The following is a 22,328-nucleotide window of genomic DNA, read 5'->3' on the forward strand; positions in this document are numbered from 1 at the left end:
ATAAAGTAAGGAGTGGGGACACCTGCTCCTTATTGAATGACTGGGGAAAATGCAGCATTCTTTACAGATCCCCATTGTCTTGTCAGGAGAAAAGGCGTTATCAGCAAATACCAACAAATACAACCCTTATTCCGATTTTACGAATCGCCTGTAGAGGGCTATACTTAAGGGGTGTTAAGGAACAAGGTACTTCTCAATAGCTTCGTTCAATCGGGATGCTTCAATCCCCCTTGAACCCAGTTCTCATATGGGTTCTTAGCTCAGTTGGTAGAGCAGTTGACTCTTAATCATCAGGTCGAGGGTTCGAACCCCTCAGAACCCACCAATTATGTGATCAAAACGGCAGAAATGCCGTTTTTTTGTTGCATTCTTTTCATTTTCCGCTTACCAAACATTGATTCTCCTAATGGAATCTTGCATCCCATGTCCCCTCCCCCTAAGATTCTGCTGTTCATCGGAAATTTCACATTACATTAAGGTTACATAGAATCTGGATTAAGTTTGCTCATATATTCTGATGATGCACGAAAATGATACAGAGGAGAGAGCAAACAATGAATATGTTTTCCAAGCGCGTGACGACCATTGCACTGACCATCATCGTAGTAACCGGCTTGCTTAGCGGTACGGGTACATTATCGAAAGTATCGGCGGCAGCATCCGTAAACATAGGCCCACAAGACCCCAAAGAAGTTGAGCAATTTGCCGATGAATTTTTTAGCCGTCCAGAAATTAAGGACAGTATGGCAGGAGCTGCGTTTGTCGTCGTCAAGGGTGACAAGGTGCTGTTGAAGAAAGGTTACGGCTATGCAGATGTGGGTAAAAAGCTGCCGGTCGATCCGGATCGAACCGTATTCCGCGTAGCTTCGATTTCCAAGGTGATCACCGCTACAGCCGTGATGCAATTGGCAGAGCAGGGTAAAATTGATTTGAACAAAGAGTTGTCTGCATACCTAGGAGATATTAAAATCCCTAATAAGACTGGATATCCCCTAACTACGAAGCATTTACTAACGAATTCGACCGGATTCGAATTCGGAGACGGCTCAGAATTATCAACCGACGATTTAACGCGAGAAGTATCTATCAAGCAATATGTGTCGGACAATACGCCTACGGTGATCCGCAAGCCTGGCGAGCACTACCGCTATGACAATCTAGGCTTTACCATTCAAGGTTACATCGTAGAGCAAGTGAGCAAACAGCCATTTGGCACATACGTGCAGGAGCATATTTTTAAACCGCTAGGTATGACAAACAGCGAATTCCGCTTAACCTCGGACATCACGAAACACCTGGCCGTTCCATATAACGTAATGGGAGATGCAATTCCCACCTACGCAACGGTTCCGACGGAGCTTCCAAGCGGCGGCATGCTCTCTACTGGCGCTGATATGGCCAACTTTATGCTCGCCCATCTAAACGGCGGCAAGCTGGGAGATGCAACGATTCTTAAAAAAGAAACGGCAGCGGAAATGCATAAGCCTCAGCTAGCCATACATGAGAAGCTGCCGAACATGGCATACGGCTACGAATACGCCAATCGGCAGCATAACAACGGACATTATATGATTGAGAAAGCCGGGGACATGGCTGGGTATCACAGCAATATGTGGTTGATTCCTAATGAAAAGGTCGGTTTTTTCGTCACGGTAAATAAGGATGTTGAGTTCCGCAAGGAATTGTTGGAAGCACTCATGGATCATTATTACCCGAAGAAAGATGGCGCCCAGGCTCCTCATGAGCAAGCGAAACAATCGTTGGCAGCTTTCGAGGGCATGTACAGCGACTTACGAAATCGGATGTGGACCTCGCGTGTTCGTACTGAGAACGGCAAGCTTATCGTGAAAGATCCGCTTGGAGAGCATGTGCTCCATGAAATCGAGCCCCTGCTTTTCCAAGATGAACAAGGCGTAAAAGCTGCATTCAAGTTAAATGACAATGGCGAAGTACAGGCATTTTATTACGACCTGAAATCAGATAGTTGGGCCGAAAAATTAGCAGCACCGCAGCATTATCAGGATATCAGTGACGACCATCCGTATGCTCGGTATATCTATCACTTGCGCCAATTGAAAGTCATTGATGACAATAGCGGCGACAATCGCTTTCAGCCTGAGCAAGCAATTACCCGGGAACAGTTTATCGGTTGGTTTATCCGATGGCTTGGAGTGTCTCCATCCAAAAGCAAGCCTGCTTTCATAGATATATCCGATAGTGCGTTTGCTAAAGAAATACAAGCTGCGTATGAGTTTGGCGTCATTCAAATGCCTGAAAGCGGCAAATTTCAGCCGCGGGAATTGTTGACGCGCCAGGAAGCTGCAACTATTATATGGCGTATGGCATTCAACCACGTGGGTACCGGACCGAAAAAAGCACGGCTCGGCGGCTCCACCGATTCTTGGGCGCGGGAAGGCGTTCAGTTCGTCATCGCCAAACAATTATTTGGTCCTGAAGTTGTCCAAAGGAAAGACGGGACGTTCGACTATCGATCCAAGCAGCCGATGCTGAAGCAAGAAGCGGCAGGATTGCTATCTACATTCGCCGACAATCTATTCTAATTCAGCACAACTCCCGATCAATCTGCGTTAAGCCGCATGTTGATCGGGAGTTATTGTTGCATACATAGAGGTGGACAAAAAATGAAAATCATACTCATCATAGACGACGAAGCCGAAATTCGGGAATTGCTGACCATCTATTTGACCAACCACGGCTATGCTACGATTACAGCCGGGAACGGTGTCGAAGCTATGACTATCTTGCAGGAGCAGCCCGTCGATTTGGTCATAGCCGATATTATGATGCCGCAAATGGATGGCTTGGAATTACTTAAAAAAACGCGGCAGAATTCGCAAATTCCGTTTCTCTTTATTTCTGCCAAATCCGACGATATGGACAAAATTTATGGCTTGCAGCTCGGGGCGGACGATTACGTGGGCAAGCCCTTCAACCCACTCGAAGTCGTCAGCCGCGTTCAAGCGCTGTTCAGGAGAATTGATTCCCATTCGAAGCCTGATAAACAGGAACAAGAATGTATCGAAATTGGAGATGTGAGGCTGAATATAAGAAGCTGCCAACTGTTCAAGTCCGGTATCCAAAAGGAATTGACATCATACGAGTTCAAGATTTTGGAGCTCCTTATGAGAGAGGCTGGCAGAGTGTTGACCAAAGCGCATATTTATGAGCAGGTGTGGGGCGAGGAATACATCGGAGACGAAAATTTAATTATGGTGTACATAAGCAAAATTCGCGAGAAAATTGAAGATAATCCGAGAAAGCCTATCTATCTCATTACAATTAGGGGGTTAGGCTACCGTTTTGAAAAAAGCAAATAATCTCTCCGGTCGACGTCCCTTGAAACGGGTGTTTTTTCGAAATTATGCAGTGATCTGCGTCCTGATGATAGCAGCGATCATTGTATCTCTCCTTAGCACGAACCTTTTTATGAGGCGGTATATAGATGAATTGGTCGTTGCTAAAATTAATGGAACGGATATTTATCGATACCCTTTCCATAACATCAGCGATCATTTACTGGACAAGTACGGCGGCTGGTTCGAAATTGTGAATGAGTCAGGCGAGATCATTTTTGTCAAAGGAAACAAAGAGGACGACATCATGCATTACGAAGACGGCCAAATGTATGCCAAAATGGATGCGGAGCGCAACGATGATTCAATCTTCTATCATGCTTACCAAGCAAAAGGACCGGACGGCGAATCTTATGTATTGCTGTGGAAAATTCCTGAGCGATTATTGAAATTATCAACTGCGACAACGATCTTTGCTGCAATATTAGCTATTTTATTATTTATCCTGCTTTACTTTTACGCCCGCTATTCGGTTAGACAAGTGAAAAAGCCGCTACGGCAAATCGTAGAAGGCATCAAGGAGATGGAACGCTTCAATTACACGAAACGGCTCCATTATTCAGCAGAACAGGAATTCGCGGAAATACAAGATGCGTTTAACGGCATGGCTGAACGTTTGCAGCTTACTTCTGCCGAGAAGGAAACCGCCGAGAACAATAAGCGGAACATGCTGCTGCATCTGTCGCATGACTTGAAGACGCCGATTACTTCGATTTACGGTTATTCGCAGCTTCTGTTGGACAATCAGGCATTGGAAGATAAAGATACCCGCAAGTATATTCAATACATTTACGATAAGTCAGCTTATATGGCCAATTTGATTAAAGACTTATTTGAACTGGCGAAGCTGGATGACAAGCATACGGAATTGATCAAGGAGGAAGTAAACATCACGAAATGGTTCCAGCAGCTCGTGGTGGAATTTTATCCAGAAATAGAAGAGAAGGGATTTGAGCTTGAAGCACGTATCCAGGAGGAACCGCTCTATGTCAAGATAGATAAGATTCATATGAGCCGCGTCATCACCAACTTAATTAGCAATGCACTGCGATATAATCCAACGGGAACGGTGCTTTATGTGTCATGCGAACGACTGGATAGACATGTTATTTTGCGGATCGGAGATGACGGCATTGGCGTTCAGGAGCCGATCAAGGAGCATATTTTCGAAGAATTCATTCGCGGTGATGGCCCGATTAAAGACAGTACAGGCTTAGGTCTCGCCATTTGCAAAAAAATTATAACGCTCCATGAAGGCACGATTGAACTAACGCAGGATCAGCGGTATTCTACCTTGTTCCAAATCACGCTGACCATTATGGAGGACTAGCTGCGTGCAAAACGCCGCTGCCCTTTTGCAGCAAACCCGGCATTTCATTCTTATGAGCATCTATTCCCCACTATATCACTCTTAGATTTCCGCAACGCTCACATCATCGACTGCAGATAGAACGGCGAGTAATAATCACCTTGCCTCCATGATCCTCTTTACAAACCGATCATCCAGTGTATAATGTAAGCAGTCAAGCATATGAACAACGGAACAACTGCATAGTGATATCGAACACTAGGGGTGCTGTAACAAGCTGAGAGACAGCGGCAACGCTGTTAACCCTTATAACCCGAACTAGATAATACTAGCGTGGGGAAGTGTAGTCGACTGATTGATATAAGCGGTGGCTTCACCATGCACGTCTTTGCATGAAGCTACGCCGTAATCTTGTATCCTCAAGCGCAACTGCACCGACTCACGGTGCAGTTTTTTTGTTGTCTGCTGGCCCATATATTAATTTGCCAAGGAGGATATAAGTCATGAATCATTTATCTTGCGGTACGAGCCGCATCGTTGGTTGCCGCTTTTCCATTTATCCGATGAGCGATCGCTTTGTCGACATTATTTTGGGAGCGCTGCGAAATACGGACTTGTCCAAGGTATGGTCCCATACCGACGATGTCAGCACTTGGGTGCGTGGACGGAGCGAGCATGTATTCGATGTCGTACAGTCCATTTTCTTGCATAGTGCTGCTGGCGGTGAACATGCCGTGCTGAATGCAACCTTCTCCATTGGTTGTCCGGGAGACACGCAGGGAGACGCCTTCATAAGTACGGACGATATGCGAATGAATGCTGAACGCAATCAAGCGATTCCACTCCAGGTCGCTGCCCATTTTGCACTTTACCCGCTCGGGACGCCCGATTATATGGATACCATTTATGAAATTATCGGTCTAGCGAAGGAAGAAGGAACATTCGATGAGAGTGCACACTATGCAAGCCGCCTGGAAGGAGAAGCACAGCGAGTATTCGCCACACTCGAACATGCCTTCAATCGCGCACAAAAAACAGATAAGTCCCATGTCGTAATGACAACCACCATTTCTGCCAATAGTCCTTCAACAAAGTAACTGCTGCAGAGGAATTTTGAAACCTGCAATCTCAACGGACTCATCTGATCATCATACAAAGAAAAGAGGAATGTTCATGAATATGCGAAACAGCCAATGGAAATTGCGGGATATTGTCGTTCTCAGCTCACTGTCTGTCGTGTTTGCCGTCATTTATCTGCTCTTCTTGCAAATCGGCAATGTGCTTGTGGGCTTTATGGGGCCGATGGGCTATGAAGTGATTTTCGGCATTTGGTTCATCGTATCGATCATTGCCACCTATATTATTCGCAAGCCAGGGGCTGCTGTCATTTCGGAAACGGTCGCTGGATTGGTTGAGGTGCTCATCGGGAATGCGGTAGGCCCTATTTTAATCGTCTCTGCCTTGATTCAAGGGTTGGGAGCAGAAGCCGTATTTGCCGCAACAAGATACCGTAATTTTTCGACCAAGGTACTCATGCTTGCCGGTGTTGGTTCTGCTGTGTTCAGTTTCGCTTGGGGCTATTTCCGAAGCGGGTACGCAGCTTTTTCGCTGGGACTAATCCTTGCGATGCTCTTGGTTCGCTGCATAAGCGGTGCAGTCATTTCCGGTCTCTTAGGAAAATCGATTGGTGATGCATTAGCCAATACAGGCGTACTCCGGAGCTTCCCAATTGCAAAGGGGCAGCGATAACATGACGAGCACATTGCTTCTACCTAATGAGCAAGCATCTCCAGCAACGAGGGAAGATGATATAGAACCGCACCCTAATATAGCGATTGCCGCCTTGAATGTGTCCCTCGCCTTCGAGCATGAAAGCGAGCCGATCTTATCAGGAATTGAATGCTCTATTATGGATGGAGAGACCGTACTGCTGCTCGGGCCAAGCGGATGTGGAAAAAGCTCGCTGGCTTTCTGTCTTGCCGGACTGTATCCCTATGCTATCGACAGCTTTGTGGAAGGCTCTATACAAGTATACGGCAAGCCAATTGAGCAATATGGTTCAGGCGAGGTTGCCCAGATCATCGGCATCGTATTTCAAGATTTCGAAAGCCAGTTCTGTATGCTGCGAGTGGAAGAAGAGGTTGCTTTCTGTCTCGAAAATCGCAATTGTCCTCGTACGGATATGGAGCCAATCATTTACGAGGTGCTGGAGAAGGTTGGCCTGCTCGGATGGCGCCAAGCTTACATTCATGAGCTGTCCGGTGGTATGAAGCAGAAGCTTGCGCTCGCCTGTGCCCTCGCACTTCGTGTGAAAATGCTTGTTCTGGACGAGCCGACCTCGAACCTTGATCCGTATACAAGGCGTCAGTTCGCCGCACTTATCGCTGAGTTGGCGCAGAAGGAAGGGGTTTCCTTGCTGATTATTGAACATCAGTTGGATGACTGGATCGGGTTTGCGGATCGCTTGCTTGTCATGAATGAACGAGGAGAGCTCGCATTCGATGGGTTGCCTGCTGCCTATTTTGAGCAGCACGCCGCTGAGGCCAAATCACATGGCATCTGGCTTCCCCAAGCCTTCGAGCTGCAACGTACCCTTCAACAGACCGTATCCTCCTACTGCTCAGCTTCGGGGCTGACTCATTATCCTGCATTAACCGACGATGAGCTGCTGAATATGTTATTGCCTCTTTCTGCAGAGATCCAGAAGGCAGCGGTGCGTATATTGACACCAGCAAAGCCGAAGCCTTCTCAGCAGCAGCGCCGGACAGTTCTGAAAGCGGAGGGGCTTGCCTATCAGCGCCAAGGGAGATCGATTATTCATAACGCGTCGCTTACCCTGTACGAGGGGGAGTGGGCAGCGCTTGTTGGCCCGAATGGAGCCGGCAAGTCTACCCTTGCCTCCCTTCTGTCCGGATTGACTCAGCCGAGTGATGGACATATTCTGCTGCAAGATCTGCCTCTTCATCGTTATGCTGAAAGAGAGCTGCGGGCGCACATTGGCTATATATTTCAAAATCCAGAGCATCAGTTCATAACAGATACCGTATTCGATGAGATTGCATTTGGAATGCGGATGCAGCATGTAGAGGAAGAAGAAGTGAACACCAGAGTCGCGGAAGCATTGGCACGGTTCCGTTTAAGCAAGGTTGCGAAGGCGAACCCATTCTCCATCAGCCAAGGCCAGAAGCGCAGACTCAGCGTAGCTTCCGTCCTTACGGACAGCCAGCAGCTCTTGCTATGCGATGAGCCCACATATGGACAAGATGCTTATACATCCAAGCAGTTGATGGATATGCTGCAAATGCGTGTGCAAGCCGGGGCAACCGTCCTAATGATTACACATGATATGGAATGGGTTCAAGCGTATGCAGACCGTGTTATCGTTCTGGATCAAGGACACATTCGCTATGACGGCTGCCCTTCCGAATTGTGGACGAAACACCCGGAGCTTGTGGAAGCCTGTCATTTGCGAATGCCTATAAATTTCGCGATAGCGGAACAGTTGCAGGCGCTAATTTTTGCTAGGAAGGAAGTGGAGGGGCAGTGATTCTACGAGAATGGAATCCCAGCATCAAGGGATTGGCCATCATTGTGGCAGTTATTATGCTGTCGCTAACATTCGATCCGGTTACACCGCTCGCAGCACTTGGCTATATTATTCTTTTTACCTTCACATTAGGACGAATATCTTTGCGCAAATGGCTGCTCAGCTTCTCTCCCTTTCTCATTATGGGGATTGGCTACGTCTGGACAGCCCTCGTCTTCCCGCGCGCAGCCGATCCAGCTTCGAGCACGATCCTCTGGCATTGGGGCTCGCTCATCATTACCGCAGCGACGTTCCAGCAAGCTGTATCACTTGGTTTACGAGTGCTTATTTTCTCAGCCTTGTCGCTTATATTCATTTTGACGACTGATCCGGTGCGCTTCATGCTCAGCCTAATGCAGCAGTGCAAGCTTCCCCCGAAATGGGCTTATGGCATATTGGCAGGCTATCGCTTCCTCCCCTTCTTCAAGGAAGAGCTGCGCATCCTTCAGCACGCTCACCGAATGCGAGGCATTGAACGGGCTCAAGGCTGGAAAAATAAGCTGCGCGCCTGGAAGCGTTACGCCATTCCTCTGCTTGCTTCTGCCATACGCAAGTCAGAGCGCGTAGCAGCCGCAATGATATCCAAGGGCTTTACGGGAAGGCGCGATCGAACGTATTATACCCAGCTTCGCGTTACTTGGAAGGATTGGCTATTATTTGGCTTACTGCTGAGCGGGATCGCTCTTTGCTACCTGTTATCTTGGAAGCTTGGGTTTGTACAATGGTATCAAGGACAGTTGTGACACAGTTTGACACCCTTTTCTCGTATCGCGCATAACATAATGAAGCACACTTTGTGTTTCCTTTATCTAGCGAAAAGGAGGTCGTTCTATGCCTAAAAAGATTACGCCGAAAAAAACCGTTCCGAAGAAGATATCCTCCCATTACACAAAAAGCGTAAAATACTTAAAAAAATTCGTGAAAATCAAGGATAAAAAGGGGAATATCTATACGGGCACCATCGTAAAGGTAGATAAAAAAAGAGTGTATTTGAAAGTCAATTCCGTCAAGCATGCCGGTAAAGTACACACCTCATTTATCCCGTTTATTTTGCCGCTGGTACTGTTTGACCTGTTAGCCATTGTGCTGCTTGATACGCGTCGAGGATGGCTGTTTTAAAAGCTTTCTACCCCCTTAACGATCCTTAAAAATAATCATATCTTATCATTTCGAGTATTTCGTTTGGACATACACGAATTTTTATCCTATGTGTGTCACGTGCAGGGAAAAAATGAACAAGCATGGCGTCTCCATACTCCCTTGAGCAATTGAGGGAGTATGGTTCATGTGATAAACATAACCCCCTCCAGCGTTATCTGCTTGAGGGGGGCATATAGTAAAAAACTATTTGTCAGGGTGTTCGCCTAATGCATTCTTCGATAGAAGGTGGTTCAGTTCCTTCATAAACATACTGATATCCTTGAACTGACGATAGACCGATGCGAAGCGCACGTAAGCCACTTCATCAACCGGATAGAGCTGTTCCATGACGAAATCGCCGATGACACGGCTGTCCACTTCCGCATGTGCCGTATCGCGCAACTGCTTCTCAACCTCAGAAGCAATCATCTCTAGCCTCTCCACAGAGACCGGCCGCTTCTCGCAGGCCCGAATGAGTCCGCGCAGCATCTTGTCTCTGCTGAATTCCTCTCTGCTTCCGTCCTTCTTTATTACGATTAATGGAGTCTCCTCCACCATCTCAAATGTAGTAAAGCGTCTGCTACACAGCTCGCATTCCCGCCTGCGGCGAATGGACTTATTGTCGTTCGCTGGACGAGAATCAAGAACCTTTGTACCTAAGTGGTCGCAATAAGGACACTTCATTACCTTACCTCCGTCCTATTCTTGATGTTATTGATGTTATCATTTTTCACTAATAAAAAAATACCAGTGGTTACCTGTAATGATCTTTGAAAGAATGCACACAATACAATTACCAACCGCAAGGAGGTGAATCAAATGAGCCAAAACAATCGTTCCAGCAACAACTTAGTCGTACCTCAAGCGACAGCAGCTCTTGAGCAAATGAAGTTCGAGATCGCACAAGAGTTGGGCATTGCCATCCCATCTGACGGATACTATGGCAACATGGCAACTCGTGACACCGGTTCTATCGGTGGTTACATCACGAAGCGTCTTGTCCAAATGGCTGAACAACAACTTGCAGGTCAATACAAATAATGATGGGAAGAAGCGTCGGAGATAAAGCGCGATAACGGTATCGGCTTGTCCGATGCTTCTTCTTCGTTATTCATTTACTTCGAATAGATGCCTTTATATTTATCATAATAATGGATAACGCGCTGTACGTACAACTTTGTTTCCCCGTAAGGGATTCGCTGCTTGGCAGTTTCATAGCGGCCGTCCCATATTTTCGTACGAATCCATTTGCTCACATTTCCAGGGCCGGCATTATAAGCAGCGATCGCAGCGATCCAGTTCTCATTGAATTGCTTATGCAAAGACTTCAAATACCATGTTCCAATGAGGATGTTCGGATCGGCTGTATTTTTCAATTCATCCAATGACCAGCGCTCTTTCATCTTCAACTGTTCCATGGCCCATGTCGCCGTCTCCGGCATAAGCTGCATCACCCCGATAGCGCCCTTGCGAGATTCTCGACCTGCCTGAAAGTTCGTTTCTACTCGAATTATGGCTGCTACGAGCAGGGGGTCAATATCGTATTTGGCCGCATGCTTGCGAATCTCCTCTTCATACGCAATTGGATACATCCATTTTCCCAGCCACTGCGACTGCACGAACAGCAAAAACAGCATGCCTAAAAACAACAGCAATAGCACTCTCTTTTTGCGAAGCATCTTCATCATACGAATCATAGCAAGCCTTTCTCCGACCAAAATCGGTCGACCTGCATGATCGTATCTTGCAGCGAACCACTATTGTCGATCACAATGTCCGCCAGATCCCGTTTTTTCTCCATGCTCCATTGCGCATTCAGCCTTTGCTCCGCTTCCTTCTCGTTCCAACCGTCCCGTTCCATTAGACGCTGTAATTGAACACTTCTTGGTACATACACGACTACTATCGAATCGAACAGCTCAGCGAGGCCTGACTCATACAAGAGTGGAATATCTACAACAACAAGACGCTCTGGATGCTCCTGTTCGTACTGTCGCGTTTGACGTTGTATTTCCTGACGGATAGCTGGGTGCGTAATGCTTTCCAACTGTTTGCGACTTGTTTCACTTGCGAAGACAAGCTCTCCTAATCGCTTACGATTCAATGATCCGTCTTCCAACAGCATGTCCGATCCGAAATGCATCGCAATTTGTTCCAACACGGGACTGCCAGGGAGAACGACTTCCCTGGCAATCTTATCAGCATCAACTAATAGAGCACCCCGCTCCACTAGTAATCGGGAGACGGTGCTTTTGCCGGATGCGATGCCTCCGGTTAACCCGATGTTCATGCCTTCACCTCATTCTATAATAATGCCGCCTACGTCAGCAGCTTAATAATCCCCATAATAATCAACATGAACCCTGGAACAAATGACAGCTTGCCGATCCACCGCGCGCCTGCAAATGAAATCCCGACGTGAATGCCAAAGCGCAGGAAAATACCGCTGAATAAGGCGATCGTGAATGCGGTCATGAACGAAGGATATCCCAGCAAAGCCGCTCCTATACCCGCGCCAAAAGCATCGAGTGACAGTGCAACACCTAGCCAAGCAGCTTCTACAGCACTAATTGTTCCAGAGCGATCCATATCGGCAGCGCTCGGGGTCTTCAAGATTTGAATGACGACACCTAAGCTCTTTAATTGAATGCGTACGACTTGACGCGGCTCAGCCTCCAGCTCTGTTGTGTGCAGAAGAGGCTCAACGAGATGAGAATCTTTTGCCGCATTTGGATCCCCTTGCTCAAACCGTTCCAAATGTTCGCCTTCTTCATGCGAGGAACGAAGTAGCTGCAGAATGGCCCAACAGCCGATTGCCACGAGAATTAGTGAACCAATCCACTGTGCTACAGCAGGAGATACATATTGAATAAGCACATTGCCTACCTGCATCGACAGTAGAATGACAAGTCCCGAGCAGCATGAAATCACTACGATCGATGTCCAAGGGATGCGGAGCCGACGCAATCCATAGGTCATTCCTACTCCGAAGCTATCCAGGCTTAGGGCAAAAGCCAGGATGAGCAAAGACACGGTATGAATAAGCAACAACAGTCCCTCCCGCTAAGTCGTTCCCGAGCATCTGACTGCGTGCGGCTCAGGAATACCGATTTACCATATCATATGGGCATGAGCGGATAAGGGTGCTTATTCAACGATTAGCCTTACCTAAAAGCCTAAGAAAGCTGCTGGCATTTCGGACAATAATGTGTGCCTCGACCGCCAACAACTGATTTTTCAATGATACTGCCGCAGCGAACACAAGGCTCACCTTGCCGCCCGTACATTTGCAATTGATGCTGGAACATCCCCATTTCGCCTTGTCCATTGACATAAGACTTAATGGAAGAACCTCCAGCCTCAACAGCCTCCTGAAGGGTATCAATAATAGAGCGATGCAGGAGCGCATACTCCTCATCTGTTAATTCATCTGCCGCGCGGTTCGGGTGAATGCCGGCTCTGAACAAGGCCTCATCCACATAGATATTCCCGATTCCGACGACGATATGCTGGTTAAGCAGTACGGGCTTAATAAAGCTGCGCCGTCTTCGCATCGCTTCTGCGAATCGTTCCACAGTAAATTCTGCGGACAACGGCTCTACCCCCAGCTTATGTAGCGGCGGCAATTCCCATTCTTCCCCGGCCGCGAACAGATGCATCGTACCAAATTGACGCACATCCTTGTAACGCAGTTCGGTACCGTCATCAAAATGAAAAATGACATGCGTATGCTTCTCCACTGGCTCGTCAGCTTTATATACGCCATAGCGTCCTTCCATGCGCAGATGGGAGACAAGGACGAGTCCGTCCAGAAGGATTCGCAGAAACTTGCCTCTCCGTTCAACCCGCTCAATGGTATGACCCTGCAATGCATCACAAAACTGCTCTATCTCTAACGGCCGCTGGATGATGCGGGGCAGCGTTACTGTAACGCGCTCTATCCGCTTCCCAGCTACCAATGTGTTCAATGTTTGTTTGACTGTTTCTACTTCCGGCAATTCCGGCATGTCCATCACCTCTCACTATCCATTATACCGAAAAAGCCATGAATATGTAGGCTTAGCGGATCTTGTCATTCTCTTTAACTATGCCTAAAGATCTATTCCTACTTCGCCTCATACCAATTCTCGCCGCTGTTCACATCCGCCCGCAATGGCACATCAAGTGATATAGCAGATTCCATCACCTCGGGAACGAGCTTCAACATCGTCTCCATTTCCTCATCTGGAACCTCAAATACCAATTCATCGTGTACTTGAAGCAGCATGCGGCTCTTCAATCCCGCTTCACGCATACGTATATCCATTTGCACCATCGCCAGCTTAATAATATCCGCTGCTGTACCTTGGATCGGTGTGTTCATTGCTGTCCGCTCCGCAAATGAGCGCAGGTTGAAGTTGGATGCATGAATATCCTTCAAGTAGCGTCTCCGTTCGAGCATCGTCTTCACATAGCCGTCTTGGCGGGCAAGCTTCACGATGTCTTCCATATACTGCTTTACGCCTTGGAATACGGCAAAATATTGTTCAATAAATTGGCCTGCTTCCTTGCGCGTAATATTCAAGTTCTGAGACAGTCCGTAATCACTGATACCGTATACGATACCGAAGTTAACCGCCTTTGCCGAACGGCGCATATTGGCATCGACCTGTTCAGAGGAGACCCCGAATACATCCATCGCCGTCTTCGTATGAATGTCCATATCGTGGACGAACGCTTCCTTCAGCTTCGCATCTCCCGAAATATGAGCCAATACACGCAGCTCAATTTGAGAGTAGTCGGCAGCAACAATATGCCATCCCTTCTCCGAAGGAACGAACGCTTGGCGTATCTTGCGCCCTTCTTCCAGCCGAACCGGTATGTTCTGCAAGTTCGGATATTGGCTGCTCAACCGTCCTGTTGCAGTAATCGTCTGACGGAAGTACGTATGCACATTGCCCGTCTCCTTGCGAACTTCCTTCAGCAATCCTTCAATATAAGTCGATTGCAGCTTCGTCATTTGCCGGTAATGCAAAATGAGCGGGATAATTTCATGGTAAGGCTCCAGCTTCTCCAATACTTCCGCATCGGTGGAGTATCCCGTCTTCGTCTTCTTAATCACAGGCAATCCGAGCTTGTCAAATAAAATCTCACCGAGTTGCTTCGGTGAACCAACGTTAAACGCTGTACCCGCCAACTCATAAATACGCTTCATTGTCGTTTCGATCTGTTCGGTGAACTGAGCACCCAAGCTGTTCAGCGCATCCGTATCGACTTGAATGCCCGTTTTCTCCATCTGTGCGAGCACTCGCGATAAGGGAAGCTCCAGCTCAAAGTACAGCCGGTTCATCTCCTGCTCTTCAAGCATCTTCTCCATAACTGGCTTCAACTGGCGAACGAGTTTCCCCTTGCGCGCAGCATGCAGCGCCACCGTCTCCAGTGCCGGAACCTTGAACTTGGCCCCTTTTCCATACACGTCATCATCTGTCGGGGTCGCTGCCAAGCCATACTTCTCTGCAGTTGCTTGGAGCGTTAGCGTCGCATCATCCGGGTTGAGCACATAAGACGCAAGCTGCGCATCGAATGCAGAGCCGTCATAAGGAACTCCCGCCCAATGAAGAACCAGTTCCGCATAATGCATGTCATAGCCGTTCTTCGGCTTGCCTTGATCCGCAATCCATTCCCGTACGAACTGCGCCTCGTCAGACAATAGCTGCTCCTTCGTCAAGAACCAGTTGGATTCCTCTTCTGCGATAAGCACACCGATTAGCTCGGCCTGATGAGGATTGTCTCCATGAGCTTCCACAATGATCGTATCTGCAGAAGCGATCATTTGCTTCATGCCGCTGTAATCCCCGTCCACAAGCTGTACATCCAGCTTTTCTTCAGACAGTTCATCATCGGCTGGTTCAGCGGATACAGGAGTGCCTCCCTCGATCAGCCCTATTTTCTCCATGCGTTCAATGATCGACTTGAACTCAAGCTTCTGCAGCATAGGAATGGCAGTGTCCGCCTTAATGCCATGGTACGCCATCTCCTCGCGGCCCTTCTCCAGCGGAACCTCACGGAAGATCGTTGCGAGCTTCTTGCTCATGCGTGCGTCTTCAGCGTGATTGATGAGGTTCTCCTTCATCTTGCCTTTCAGCTCGTTTACATTCTCCAGTACATTCTCAACGCTGCCGAATTGATGCAGAAGCTTCAGTGCCGTCTTCTCTCCAATTCCAGGAACGCCCGGAATATTATCCGAGGAATCGCCCATTAAACCCTTCATATCTATGATTTGCAGCGGTTCAATTCCGTATTTCTCCTGCAGCGCCGCAGGCGTGTACTTCTCAATCTCGGTTACACCCTTGCGAGTAAGCAAAATCGTGACTTGGTCGGAAACTAGCTGCAGCATATCCTTATCACCGCTCACAACCGCCATTTCGATTCCTTGTTCATTTGCCTCACGGGTCAAAGTACCGATAATATCATCCGCTTCATATCCGCTCATCTCGAAGTGCGGAACGCCAAGCGCATCAAGCAGTTGCTTCAAAATCGGGAACTGCTCTGACAATTCAGAAGGCGTCTTCTCCCGTCCTCCCTTATAATCCTTGTAATCACCATGACGGAATGTCTCCTTGCCGGCATCAAATGCAACGAGCAGATGGGTCGGTTTCTCCTCTTCGAGGACACGAAGCAGCATAGTCGTAAATCCGTACACAGCATTTGTATGTAATCCTTGAGCATTCGTCAAAGGAGGCATTGCAAAAAAAGCGCGGTAAATTATATTGTTGCCGTCAATAATGATCCATTTATCCATAGTTTCATGCACCTCAATCCATTCTCTACCTTCATGATAGCATAGCCAGTACCAGAAAAGAAAATGATGATCTTATGGGAAAAAAATAACCGACCGGGTATGTCGCGGTCGGCGAAAAGATGAAGAATGAAAATCACATATTCATCAATAATTCCGTATGATTAATTATTCAAGTCGGGACGCTGGTTCGTCACGAGATAGACGACCGCCTCGCCGATATTCGTCGCGTGATCGGCAATTCGTTCAATATAGCGTCCTACAAAGGTAAGCAGCATGGCTTGAGATGCATTCTGTGGATTTTCCACGACGTACGTCAACAGCTCACGGAAGATTTGGCTGTATAGCTGATCGACCATATCATCGTCCTTCGCCATTTTATAAGCAAGATTCACATCTTCCTTAATATAGGCTTGAATGGATTCCTTAATCATAATCTGCACCGTTTCCGCCATTCGCGGCAGGTCAATTAACGGCTTTATGAGCGTCTGTCCTTCCATGCGCAGCACAACCTTCGCTACGTCAATCGACAAATCGCCCATCCGTTCTAAATCATTGGAAATCCGGAAGGCTACAAGAATACGGCGCAAGTCTTTGGCAACAGGCTGCTGGGTCAGAATCAGCTTCGATCCCAAGTCGATGATCTTTTCTTCAATTCGATTAAGCTCTGCATCTTCGGAAATAATCCGCTTGGCGCGCTCGACATCCGTATTCTTCAATGATTCGATTGATTCGGACAGTGCACGTTCTACTCGCGCCCCCATCTCTTCAAGCAATTTGCTTAGTTCTTCCAAGGCCAAGTCGAACTCTCTCCGTTTGATCATTTGCAGCTACACTCCTTATCCTACTTATCAATTTCCGTTCTTTTGCAGCATCTTGCTGTAATTGAGCGATCCTGTGCTCCACACCGTGATTATGCTGGGCGCCAGATAACATGCCCTATGGCGAAGCCAGACACCGGAGGAGTCCATCATGGCATTAGCCGAAGCGACCAGTAATATAGTCCTCTGTCCGCTTATCGGATGGATTGGAGAACAGCGTTTCCGTATTGTCGAATTCGACTACTTCCCCGTTCAGGAAGAACACCGTCTGATCCGATACACGGGCAGCTTGATGCATATTGTGTGTAACCATAACAATCGTGTACTTATGCTTCAATTCTTGAACAAGCTCCTCAATCTTCAGCGTAGAAATCGGATCCAAGGCCGAGGTCGCTTCGTCCATCAGCAAAATATCCGGGTTGACTGCCAATGCGCGCGCAATACAGAGACGCTGCTGCTGACCGCCGGACAAGCCGAAGGCAGAGCGCTTCAAGTAGTCCTTCACTTCATCCCACAGTACCGCTTGCTTCAAGCTTTGCTCGACAATCTCATCGAGTTTTGCTTTACTGCGTATCCCATGAAGTCGCGGGCCGTAAGCGATATTGTCATAAATCGATTTTGGAAAAGGGTTCGGCTGCTGGAATACCATTCCTACCTTTTTGCGAAGTGTCTCTACATCGACTTCATTGCTGTAGATATCTGTACCGCCAATCGCAACTGTCCCTTCAATTCGCGTCCCCGTGATCATGTCGTTCATCCGATTCAATGTACGAAGCAATGTAGATTTCCCGCAGCCGGATGGTCCGATGAACGCTGTGACTGCCTTCTCCGGAATCGTCATAGTGACATTTTTCAGCGCATGATACGTGCCATAGTATAAGTTCAAATTTTTAATGTCGATTAACGTCTGTAAGGCAGTCGCTGTGCTCATGCTATCGTCTCCTTAAATATGTTTCTGATATTTATTGCGTAGAATTACTGCTGAAATATTCATAATGATAAGCAGCCCCAGCAGCACGATAATGCCTGCGGCAGCGAGTTCATGGAATGCAAGTTGCGGTCTGGATACCCAGTTAAAGATCTGAATTGGCATCACGGTGAACTGATCCATAATGCTCTCAGGCAGGAACGCCACAAATGTTAATGCCCCAATCATGACGAGCGGGGCGGTCTCCCCAATTGCCCGGGACAATGCCAAGATAACACCTGTCAAAATACTTGATATCGAGGACGGAAGCACCGAACGCGATACCGTTTGCCACTTCGTAGCGCCAAGGGCGAAGGAAGCATCGCGCCGCGCTCTTGGCACGGCTCGAATCGCTTCCTGCGCAGACACGATAATAATCGGCAGCACGAGCAGCGTCATCGTAAGCGCACCGGAGAGCAGACTGCGTTCCAAGGCCAATCCGCGTACGAAGAGCGTCAAGCCTAGTATCCCGTACACGATGGATGGAACTCCGGCCAATGTACTAATATTCAGTTGAATCAACCGTGTCAGCCTATTCTTCTTCGCGTATTCCTCAAGATAGATCGCCGCTCCTACGCCGAGAACGAACGAGATAGGAGCCATGATAAGCACCATGTATATGGAGCCGACGATAGCCGATTTCATACCTGCCTTCGCAGCCATTCGCGAAGGATAATTCGTAAATAAGTCAAGATTCAAACGAGACAATCCGTCCATCATAATTTGAATCAGCAAAGCCATTAGCGCAATAATACCGATCGAAGTTGCCACCAGGAATAAGATATGCAGCACAAGGTCTACCTTCCGGCGGGTACCAATCTGTTTGCGATTCGCATCTTGAAACATACTCATTAGCTTAGTACTCCTCCCTGAAGCGTCGTGCCACCCACAGCGCCAAAATATTGAGCAGGAACGTAATGACGAACAGTGTCATTCCGACAGCAAATATTGTTCCATACTCGATAGAGCCATGCGGTGTATCCCCCATACTAACCTGTACAATATAAGCGGTCATCGTCTGGATGCTCTCCAGCGGATTCCAGGTCAAATGAGGCGTAGCACCCGCTGCAATCGTTACAATCATCGTCTCGCCAATGGCACGCGAGAAAGCGAGCACGGCCGATGATACAATACCGGAGAAGGCGGCCGGAACGACAATTTTCAATGCCACCTCGAATCTGGTTGCTCCAAGCGCATATGCACCATTCCGCAAACTGCGAGGCACAGCCGACATCGCATCCTCTGATAAAGAGGAAACCATCGGAATAATCATAATTCCGACGACAAGGCCTGCACTTAACGCGTTGAACATCCCTGTTGAAGGGAAAATAAACTTTAACAATGGCGTAACAAACGTTAGAGCAAAATAACCGTAAACAATCGTTGGGATACCAGCCAACACCTCAAGAATCGGCTTCACCATTTTGCGAACACGACCGGGTGCATATTCGCTCAAATAGATTGCACTTGCAAGTCCAATCGGTATCGCAACTAGACAAGCAATGACCGTAATCATTAACGTACCGCCCAACAGGGGCAGGATGCCGAATGATTTCGGCGCTATTAACGGGCTCCATTTTGTACCGAATAAAAATTCTGTAATCTTGACTTGCTTCAAGAAAGAGAACGTTTCAGAAAAGAGCGTGTAAACAATCCCGATGGTTGTCACTACGGACAAAGCAGCACATAGAAATAAAAGAATAGGAACAAGCTTATCTGATAGATGCACTTTGCCGTTACTGAATGATATCGTCGTCTCTCGCTGCGGGAGATTACCCTGCATAGCCTTAACCCCTCTTTGCGTTCTTTTACAATTCGTTAACATTGACTTCGTGAAAATGTGATGTCTCCACCATCTGTTTTTGACGAGACATCACATTATACTGCAGGTTGTATGATGCTGATTTCGAAGCCTTTCCTTGTTCTTACTTCAACAGATTCAATTGCTCATCGTATTTTTCTTGCGGCAGAGCTACATAGCCTACTTCCTTCGCGATGCTGCCTACATTTTTGAGGTAGTACTCTACGAATGCCTTCACTTCAGGCTGTTCCAGCTTCTTCTTGTTCACATAGACGAAGAGCGGACGGGACAATGGAGAATAGCTTCCATCTTTAATTGCCTCTTCAGAAGGAGCGATTGCGCCTTTGCCGCTGTCAACGGGAACAAGCTTCAGCTTGTCTTGGTTCTCTTCGAAGTAAGAGAAGCCGAAGTAGCCAAGTGCGTTCTTGTCGCCGGATACTCCTTGCACGATTGCGTTCGTATCCGCACTGAATGTGATTTGCTTGTCATTGCGGCTCTCTTGCGCCTTGCCGTTGATTTCTTCTGTAAAGTAGTCAAATGTGCCATGGTTCGTGTCTGGCGAGTATATTTTAATGTCTTCCGCCGGCCATCCTGCACGAACATCAGCCCATGTTTTTACTTTGGAGTTAGGCTCATAGATTTTTTTCAATTCATCTGTCGTAATGTGGTCAACCCAAGTGTTGTCCTTGTTGACAACGATGGACAGGCCGTCATAGGCAACGGACAATTCCAAGTAGTCGATTCCTTTTTCTTTTGCTGCAGCCGCTTCTTTATCTTTGATAGGTCGGGAAGCGTTGCTGATTGCAGTTTCGCTGTTAATGAAGCGCTTGAAGCCGCCGCCTGTGCCAGCCGTACCTACCGACACGCGAACCTCGCTGTTCTCTTTGCCGAACTCCTCGGCGATTGCTTCCGTAATCGGATATACGGTGCTTGATCCGTCTATATCAATCGTGCCTGTCAGCTTCTCAGGGCTGGTTGTTTCCTTCGCTGCATTATTCGTTTCCGTCGTCGCCGCGTTGTTGTTCGCAGAAGCATCATCCTTCTTGCCGCCACAAGCTGCCAATACTACCGTCAACGCTGCTACGAGCGTAAGCATCATGATTTGTTTTCCCCATCTTTTCAAGTCAATCCACTCCTTTTGATCGTTTCCCGTTTGTTGTTGTATGCATTGTTGTTTGTCTCACATCTAGTATGTTAATGCCTGTTTGTTAAGACTGTTTGGTTTATTTGTTAACGGAATGTAAAAATCATTAATGCTGCGCAGACATTGACTGTAATTGTCGATTCGCCTCGTTCGCTGTCACAGCCATACGCGCCGCATATGCATCGACTTGATCCAAGCGATTGCGATTTTCCGCAATCGCGCGGAACAACTGCTCGAATTTGAACAAGGCAGAATTCAGTCCTTCAAGCGTTGTGTTCACTTCGGAATGGGCTTGATCGCCGGTTGTTATTGTAGCCGTTAATGCTTGCATCATCTGATGGAGCGTCTCATCAATTTGTTCCGTAGCGGCCTTCGTCAAGACAGCCAGCTTGCGCACCTCTGAAGCAACCACTTCAAATCCTCGGCCATGCTCCCCCGCCCGCGCCGCTTCAATGGATGCGTTCAGCGCCAACATATGGCATGAATCAGACCACGAACGAATCACGCTGACGGCATCCGCCACCGCTGCGGTATAATCTTTCAGTTCCTTCGTTTGTCTCGCCTGACTTTCCACTCGAATCGATACCTGCTGAAATGAAGCGGAGACTTGATCAAGCACGGTTTTCCCCATCAATGTCTCGTCGATCATCCGATCTGCATGGGATTTGCCATCTGCCGAGGCTTCGCGGACATGCTCAGTTTCCGTTAAGATACTGCTCAGCGCCCCTAGGGTGGAGCTAATGACTTCCGACTCCTTCTGCTTCGCTTCCATCCGTATTTGATTCGATAACGAAGACAACTGCTTCGATGTGAGAATTCCGGCATATTTGCCTGCACGGGTGACCACAATGCTGTCGTACATTCGTTCCTCCGCGCGCGACGCTGATAAATCCAACAATTCCTCTGTATCGATACCGCACTCTACGATGAGCGTATGCTTGTCCATTAAGCGCACAATCGGCTTTTCATAATATAGAGCCGGTGAGAAACGTTTGCTCATCTGTTCATGAAATCGCTCTCGCATGACAATGCCAAGCGGTTCAGCATGTTCATTCCCTATGACTAAGCAACGCAGCGAACCATCCTCTCGAAATCGATGATCTGCTTCTTCAATGGTTGTACTCGCATGAATGATGGGTGCGAATTGAATCAAATCCTCATATTCTCGCTTCACGGATTGCTTCTTCGCTTCCTCGCGTCTTCCTTCCATCTTCGTCAGCAGCATCGTCATAAGCTCCACTCCTACTCTAGTCCTGTAATCGGTCTTTAGTCCCAATGTAGCATGGGAATGTTAATGCTGCCATATTGCGTGTTTTAAGATTTTGTAAAGGGAACAGCCGAGATCTCTTTTCATTTTTTGTGAATAGAGTCACAACGAAAAAAAGAAGATAAGACTAACTTTCACGAT

At 47.7% G+C, this 22,328-nt stretch carries 21 protein-coding genes, 1 tRNA gene and 1 riboswitch; of the genes, 10 read left to right on the top strand and 12 right to left on the bottom strand.

Features of this window, described 5'->3' with window-relative positions; translation table 11 throughout:
- Nucleotides 1–249 precede the first annotated feature (249 nt).
- The 9 genes from ACQ5BJ_RS24500 to ACQ5BJ_RS24540 all read left to right on the top strand — a co-directional run bounded on the left by ACQ5BJ_RS24500 (nt 250) and on the right by ACQ5BJ_RS24540 (nt 9,388).
- Nucleotides 250–325, top strand: a tRNA-Lys gene (locus ACQ5BJ_RS24500).
- A 229-nt stretch (nt 326–554) separates the two neighbouring features.
- Nucleotides 555–2,561, top strand: coding sequence for a serine hydrolase (locus ACQ5BJ_RS24505; RefSeq protein WP_430112793.1), 2,007 nt, complete (start codon nt 555–557; stop codon nt 2,559–2,561).
- Nucleotides 2,562–2,642: 81 nt separating this feature from the next.
- Complete coding sequence (locus ACQ5BJ_RS24510) at nt 2,643–3,338, top strand: response regulator transcription factor (protein ID WP_268594657.1); 696 nt, start codon at nt 2,643–2,645, stop codon at nt 3,336–3,338.
- Nucleotides 3,322–4,704 carry a HAMP domain-containing sensor histidine kinase gene (locus ACQ5BJ_RS24515; RefSeq protein ID WP_005551575.1) on the top strand — a complete coding sequence of 461 codons (1,383 nt, stop codon included), beginning with the start codon at nt 3,322–3,324 and terminating at the stop codon, nt 4,702–4,704. Before ACQ5BJ_RS24510 ends, ACQ5BJ_RS24515 begins: the two co-directional genes overlap by 17 nt.
- Nucleotides 4,705–4,933: 229 nt before the next feature.
- Nucleotides 4,934–5,040, top strand: a riboswitch (TPP riboswitch).
- 146 nt (nt 5,041–5,186) lie between these two features.
- Nucleotides 5,187–5,780, top strand: a complete 594-nt coding sequence (locus tag ACQ5BJ_RS24520) for a YkoF family thiamine/hydroxymethylpyrimidine-binding protein (protein WP_005551576.1) — start codon at nt 5,187–5,189, stop codon at nt 5,778–5,780.
- 76 nt (nt 5,781–5,856) lie between these two features.
- Nucleotides 5,857–6,432: an ECF transporter S component gene (locus tag ACQ5BJ_RS24525; protein WP_005551577.1), complete on the top strand. Its 576-nt coding sequence runs from the start codon at nt 5,857–5,859 to the stop codon at nt 6,430–6,432.
- 1 nt (nt 6,433) lies between these two features.
- Nucleotides 6,434–8,230: an ABC transporter ATP-binding protein gene (locus ACQ5BJ_RS24530; protein ID WP_430112795.1), complete on the top strand. Its 1,797-nt coding sequence runs from the start codon at nt 6,434–6,436 to the stop codon at nt 8,228–8,230.
- Complete coding sequence (locus ACQ5BJ_RS24535) at nt 8,227–9,012, top strand: energy-coupling factor transporter transmembrane component T family protein (RefSeq protein WP_268598911.1); 786 nt, start codon at nt 8,227–8,229, stop codon at nt 9,010–9,012. Before ACQ5BJ_RS24530 ends, ACQ5BJ_RS24535 begins: the two co-directional genes overlap by 4 nt.
- Before the next feature lie 88 nt (nt 9,013–9,100).
- A complete protein-coding gene (locus tag ACQ5BJ_RS24540; RefSeq protein ID WP_005551581.1) occupies nt 9,101–9,388 on the top strand; it encodes a hypothetical protein in 288 nt (95 codons plus the stop codon).
- Nucleotides 9,389–9,613: 225 nt separating this feature from the next.
- On the opposite strand, the gene nrdR is transcribed toward ACQ5BJ_RS24540, so the two are convergent.
- Nucleotides 9,614–10,093: a transcriptional regulator NrdR gene (nrdR, locus tag ACQ5BJ_RS24545; protein WP_005551582.1), complete on the bottom strand. Its 480-nt coding sequence runs from the start codon at nt 10,091–10,093 to the stop codon at nt 9,614–9,616.
- A 135-nt stretch (nt 10,094–10,228) separates the two neighbouring features.
- Here nrdR and ACQ5BJ_RS24550 point away from each other — a divergent pair, with 135 nt between their 5' ends.
- On the top strand, nt 10,229–10,450 hold the full coding sequence (locus ACQ5BJ_RS24550; RefSeq protein WP_005551584.1) for an alpha/beta-type small acid-soluble spore protein: 222 nt from the start codon (nt 10,229–10,231) through the stop codon (nt 10,448–10,450).
- Nucleotides 10,451–10,524: 74 nt separating this feature from the next.
- Here the strand turns inward: ACQ5BJ_RS24550 and ACQ5BJ_RS24555 are convergent, their stop codons facing one another.
- The 11 genes from ACQ5BJ_RS24555 to ACQ5BJ_RS24605 all read right to left on the bottom strand — a co-directional run bounded on the left by ACQ5BJ_RS24555 (nt 10,525) and on the right by ACQ5BJ_RS24605 (nt 22,151).
- A complete protein-coding gene (locus tag ACQ5BJ_RS24555) occupies nt 10,525–11,106 on the bottom strand; it encodes a lytic transglycosylase domain-containing protein (protein ID WP_268622393.1) in 582 nt (193 codons plus the stop codon).
- The gene (gene coaE, locus ACQ5BJ_RS24560; protein ID WP_005551586.1) at nt 11,103–11,699 is read right to left on the bottom strand and encodes a dephospho-CoA kinase; all 597 of its coding nucleotides are present in this window, start codon (nt 11,697–11,699) and stop codon (nt 11,103–11,105) included. The genes ACQ5BJ_RS24555 and coaE overlap by 4 nt, the downstream gene beginning before the upstream one ends.
- A 29-nt stretch (nt 11,700–11,728) precedes the next feature.
- Complete coding sequence (locus ACQ5BJ_RS24565) at nt 11,729–12,457, bottom strand: MntP/YtaF family protein (RefSeq protein ID WP_005551588.1); 729 nt, start codon at nt 12,455–12,457, stop codon at nt 11,729–11,731.
- A 128-nt stretch (nt 12,458–12,585) separates the two neighbouring features.
- A complete protein-coding gene (gene mutM / locus ACQ5BJ_RS24570; protein ID WP_005551590.1) occupies nt 12,586–13,416 on the bottom strand; it encodes a DNA-formamidopyrimidine glycosylase in 831 nt (276 codons plus the stop codon).
- A gap of 98 nt (nt 13,417–13,514) precedes the next feature.
- A complete protein-coding gene (gene polA / locus ACQ5BJ_RS24575) occupies nt 13,515–16,190 on the bottom strand; it encodes a DNA polymerase I (protein WP_262866885.1) in 2,676 nt (891 codons plus the stop codon).
- A gap of 161 nt (nt 16,191–16,351) precedes the next feature.
- Nucleotides 16,352–17,011 (bottom strand): phosphate signaling complex protein PhoU, encoded by a 660-nt coding sequence (gene phoU, locus ACQ5BJ_RS24580; protein ID WP_289356047.1) that lies wholly within the window; start codon nt 17,009–17,011, stop codon nt 16,352–16,354.
- 154 nt (nt 17,012–17,165) lie between these two features.
- Nucleotides 17,166–17,939, bottom strand: a complete 774-nt coding sequence (pstB, locus tag ACQ5BJ_RS24585; RefSeq protein ID WP_005551594.1) for a phosphate ABC transporter ATP-binding protein PstB — start codon at nt 17,937–17,939, stop codon at nt 17,166–17,168.
- Between the two features lie 12 nt (nt 17,940–17,951).
- Nucleotides 17,952–18,827 carry a phosphate ABC transporter permease PstA gene (gene pstA, locus ACQ5BJ_RS24590; RefSeq protein WP_005551595.1) on the bottom strand — a complete coding sequence of 292 codons (876 nt, stop codon included), beginning with the start codon at nt 18,825–18,827 and terminating at the stop codon, nt 17,952–17,954.
- A gap of 4 nt (nt 18,828–18,831) precedes the next feature.
- Entirely contained in the window at nt 18,832–19,758 is a 927-nt protein-coding gene (gene pstC, locus ACQ5BJ_RS24595; RefSeq protein ID WP_005551596.1) for a phosphate ABC transporter permease subunit PstC, read from the bottom strand.
- Between the two features lie 142 nt (nt 19,759–19,900).
- Nucleotides 19,901–20,899, bottom strand: coding sequence for a PstS family phosphate ABC transporter substrate-binding protein (locus tag ACQ5BJ_RS24600; protein WP_005551597.1), 999 nt, complete (start codon nt 20,897–20,899; stop codon nt 19,901–19,903).
- A 127-nt stretch (nt 20,900–21,026) separates the two neighbouring features.
- Nucleotides 21,027–22,151, bottom strand: a complete 1,125-nt coding sequence (locus ACQ5BJ_RS24605; protein WP_430112804.1) for a methyl-accepting chemotaxis protein — start codon at nt 22,149–22,151, stop codon at nt 21,027–21,029.
- Nucleotides 22,152–22,328 lie beyond the last annotated feature (177 nt).

The organism is Paenibacillus sp. B1-35 (assembly GCF_050474385.1).
GTDB classification, from domain to species: Bacteria; Bacillota; Bacilli; order Paenibacillales; family Paenibacillaceae; genus Paenibacillus_B; species Paenibacillus_B alvei.

Bases quoted from the DNA above. Each gene is read 5' to 3' on its own strand.
- ACQ5BJ_RS24505 (WP_430112793.1), top strand. From the start codon at position 555: ATGAATATGTTTTCCAAGCGCGTGACGACCATTGCACTGACCATCATC.
- ACQ5BJ_RS24510 (WP_268594657.1), top strand. From the start codon at position 2,643: ATGAAAATCATACTCATCATAGACGACGAAGCCGAAATTCGGGAATTG.
- ACQ5BJ_RS24520 (WP_005551576.1), top strand. From the start codon at position 5,187: ATGAATCATTTATCTTGCGGTACGAGCCGCATCGTTGGTTGCCGCTTT.
- ACQ5BJ_RS24525 (WP_005551577.1), top strand. From the start codon at position 5,857: ATGAATATGCGAAACAGCCAATGGAAATTGCGGGATATTGTCGTTCTC.
- ACQ5BJ_RS24530 (WP_430112795.1), top strand. From the start codon at position 6,434: ATGACGAGCACATTGCTTCTACCTAATGAGCAAGCATCTCCAGCAACG.
- ACQ5BJ_RS24540 (WP_005551581.1), top strand. From the start codon at position 9,101: ATGCCTAAAAAGATTACGCCGAAAAAAACCGTTCCGAAGAAGATATCC.
- nrdR (WP_005551582.1), bottom strand. From the start codon at position 10,093: ATGAAGTGTCCTTATTGCGACCACTTAGGTACAAAGGTTCTTGATTCT.
- ACQ5BJ_RS24550 (WP_005551584.1), top strand. From the start codon at position 10,229: ATGAGCCAAAACAATCGTTCCAGCAACAACTTAGTCGTACCTCAAGCG.
- ACQ5BJ_RS24555 (WP_268622393.1), bottom strand. From the start codon at position 11,106: ATGATTCGTATGATGAAGATGCTTCGCAAAAAGAGAGTGCTATTGCTG.
- coaE (WP_005551586.1), bottom strand. From the start codon at position 11,699: ATGAACATCGGGTTAACCGGAGGCATCGCATCCGGCAAAAGCACCGTC.
- mutM (WP_005551590.1), bottom strand. From the start codon at position 13,416: ATGCCGGAATTGCCGGAAGTAGAAACAGTCAAACAAACATTGAACACA.
- polA (WP_262866885.1), bottom strand. From the start codon at position 16,190: ATGGATAAATGGATCATTATTGACGGCAACAATATAATTTACCGCGCT.
- phoU (WP_289356047.1), bottom strand. From the start codon at position 17,011: ATGATCAAACGGAGAGAGTTCGACTTGGCCTTGGAAGAACTAAGCAAA.
- pstB (WP_005551594.1), bottom strand. From the start codon at position 17,939: ATGAGCACAGCGACTGCCTTACAGACGTTAATCGACATTAAAAATTTG.
- pstA (WP_005551595.1), bottom strand. From the start codon at position 18,827: ATGAGTATGTTTCAAGATGCGAATCGCAAACAGATTGGTACCCGCCGG.
- pstC (WP_005551596.1), bottom strand. From the start codon at position 19,758: ATGCAGGGTAATCTCCCGCAGCGAGAGACGACGATATCATTCAGTAAC.
- ACQ5BJ_RS24605 (WP_430112804.1), bottom strand. From the start codon at position 22,151: ATGACGATGCTGCTGACGAAGATGGAAGGAAGACGCGAGGAAGCGAAG.